The sequence below is a fragment of the Brevibacterium sp. FME17 genome (assembly GCF_014897515.1).
Taxonomy (GTDB): domain Bacteria; phylum Actinomycetota; class Actinomycetes; order Actinomycetales; family Brevibacteriaceae; genus Brevibacterium.
This window is the reverse complement of the sequence record NZ_JABUYD010000052.1, coordinates 1-2676: the sequence shown is the minus strand read 5'-3', so window position 1 is coordinate 2676 and position 2676 is coordinate 1. Positions and strand designations below refer to the sequence as shown.

Below are 2676 nucleotides of genomic sequence, written 5' to 3'. Positions count from 1 at the left end.
GTCGGGGGCGAAGAGGAACTTACCAACGAGTCACCACGCTTAGATCCGAAGAGCCGGTAAAACCGGCTCCGACCTCGGCGGTAGCTCCGCGTGCCTCTTCGCTAATCGGGCGGACACCTCTAGTCTTGAAATCATGAGCACAACTTTGCAGGACCTCGTCAATCGCGCCGTCTTCTTCTCCACAGAGATGCAGACGCACTTCGGCGCTCTCATCGCCGATGCCGAATGGGAGGTCGATTTCTCGTCCGACCCACACCTGACCTTCACTTCTGCGGAGGGGACTGTTCTGCGTGGCCGCCCGCATCTGCTCGGTTCGGAGTCGAATGGGCAGAGTACATGGCTGTGGGGTTGGGAGAACATCAACGAGTTCCCCGAGGCTGTCGTCGGCCTCGCCCACGAGGTTCGCAAGTTCGGCGCCGCCGAGGATGTCGCCGAGTTGATCTCTGAGGAGCTCCCCCTGGATGAGGAGCTTGCGCTGCGTCTGACCTTGGCGTCGAAGGAGGCCACCGGAAAGTGGGCTCACTATCCTGCTGCAGCCGGTGCAGGCACGACGGTCTGGCTGCTCGTCGATGCTCCGGAGCTGACTTTGCCCGAGCCTCAGGTCAAGGCCACTGTGCGAGCTCTCATGCAGGGACTGACACAGACGACTGTGACCGATCATCGCGTCGCCCTCGAGGCATATGTGGCCAAGCGGGGCATCCCCACCGCAGTGTTGCCTGAGGCCGGACTACGTCTGCTCTTCGCCGATGGGTCGGCTGACCTGTCCTTTGACGACCAGAACCGGATCTCCAATTGCGAGATGGGTGCACCGCTCGAAGGTGAAGCTGCGCAGCAGTATGCGCAGGCCACCGGGACGTCCGCGCCCGCAGAAGAGGCCGCGGATGTTCCTGCCGCGGCGACCGAGTCGAATCCTGCTGCCACCGCACCGCGCTCAGATTCCGAGCCGGTTAGTGCAACACGGCCTGAGAGCAGAGAACCTGCTCCGACCGATGTGGAAGCAGCAGACTCGGCATCAACGCTTACACAGTCGCCAGGCGATTCCACAACCGAGGCATCTCCCTCGAATATTCCAACCACCTCCCCCGCCGAGGCGGCACCCGAGAACGAGCGCGACTCCACTTACGCTCGTCCCACGCCTGCAACCGGATCGGAACAGGCAGCGGACGCCGAGACTGAGCCTGCAGGGTCGGGCACGGAAGGCACGCACGACACCGATCGTCAGACCGACGAGGCAGAGACCAAGTCTGAGGAACCGAAAAAGAAGAAGGGTCTGTTCTCGAAGCTCTTCGGCCGCTGATCTGCAGGTGCTGAACACCCGTCATCGGTTGACGGGTGTGCGCGGCTCCCAGCTGAAGTCACGGTCGAAGAGGTACCGACGTTCCCGGTCGGGCGTCAGCGTCGCGTCAAGGCCCTCACCTGTCAGGGTGATTTCGCCCGAGTCATCGATGGCGAAGGTGAGGGTCGCTTCGTCGACATAGTCTCTGATGAGACCTTGCGAGCCCTTCTGCTCCGGGTAGAGCTTGAGCCTGACCTTATTGTCCCCATCTACGCCGTAGGACCCCTTCTGCAGGCTTCCGTCGGCGTAACGCAGGCCCACGGCGGCAGTCTTTTCTTTGGACAGTTGTCCGAAGGCTGCCTGCGTGATTTGAGAGTCGTTGAAGTCCGCTCTGCTCTCGCCTGAGACCGAGTAGACCCCAGCTATGGCGCTTTGCTCATCGAGTCTGCCCCAGTCGGTCATATTTCCGAATACGACGCCCGAGCCGACCAACATTGCGATGGCAAGCAGGGGCGCGGCCCACCGTGTGATCGCCACGAAGATACGGTTCGTGGAGATCAGACCTGCCACTCTTGCACCTGTGGGCTTGCCGACCACGAAGCGGCATAGCCGGCGCAGGTTGGGAATGAGGAGGATGACTCCTGCAAGAGCCATGATGCCTGAAAGCTGTTTGACGGGCACGTCGAAGGTCAGGTTGAGCAGGAACACAATCCCCATGTTCAGAGCCGCGAGAAGGGCACCCAACCAGGCTGTGCGCCTAAACAGAAGGAAGGCTGCGGCTGCGACCTCGGCCAGGCCAGCCAGGATCTGGATGCTCGGAGAGAAGGCCATGAAACGCCATAGCAATCCCATGGGACTCATCTCTCCATATTGGACGAGCGCGTCGGAGTAGTCGGCCTGTCCCATCTGCATGAGGAACACCTTCGACCACCCGTAGATCAGCAGGTAGCCTGCCAGCCAGATGCGAAGCAGCCAGTGTCCGGTCCACAAGACACGGACAGTAATCAATCGCGTCTTGCCGGGGCTGCGAGCTTGGGTGCGATCCGTTGCACGTGCTGCCGAGGAGCCATTCCCATTTCGGCAGCCTTCGCCGTCCTCTTCGTCGGCCACAGGATCTTCGTTGAGACGCAGGTTGTGTTGCATACTGCAACTGTAGGACGGAAGCTGGAAAGTTGAACTGAGGCAAACTCAACTGTCGAATAGGGAAAACCCAACACTTGCACCAGTGCCCCTGGCCCTGAAACACCTATGAATGCGAGAAAGGGGCCATCCCACCGAAGCGGAATGACCCCTCACCAAAAAGCAGGGAGGCCACCCTGTCAACGACAGGATGGCCTCCCTAAAAAATATTGCGGCAGTCACTTACTCTCCCACAACCACCAAGTTGCAGTACCATCAGC

The 2676-nt window shown here is 60.6% G+C and carries 2 protein-coding genes; one reads left to right on the top strand and one right to left on the bottom strand.

Going from position 1 to position 2676, the window contains the following annotated elements; genetic code table 11:
- Positions 1–133: 133 nt before the first annotated feature.
- On the top strand, positions 134–1297 hold the full coding sequence (locus INT40_RS20225; protein WP_193096863.1) for a DUF6882 domain-containing protein: 1164 nt from the start codon (positions 134–136) through the stop codon (positions 1295–1297).
- Positions 1298–1318: 21 nt separating this feature from the next.
- Here INT40_RS20225 and INT40_RS20220 read toward each other — a convergent pair whose 3' ends face one another.
- Entirely contained in the window at positions 1319–2419 is a 1101-nt protein-coding gene (locus INT40_RS20220; RefSeq protein ID WP_226831725.1) for a DoxX family protein, read from the bottom strand.
- Positions 2420–2676: the final 257 nt, after the last annotated feature.

Coding starts and splice junctions, on each gene's coding strand:
- INT40_RS20220 (WP_226831725.1), bottom strand. CDS start 2,419: ATGCAACACAACCTGCGTCTCAACGAAGATCCTGTGGCCGACGAAGAG.
- INT40_RS20225 (WP_193096863.1), top strand. CDS start 134: ATGAGCACAACTTTGCAGGACCTCGTCAATCGCGCCGTCTTCTTCTCC.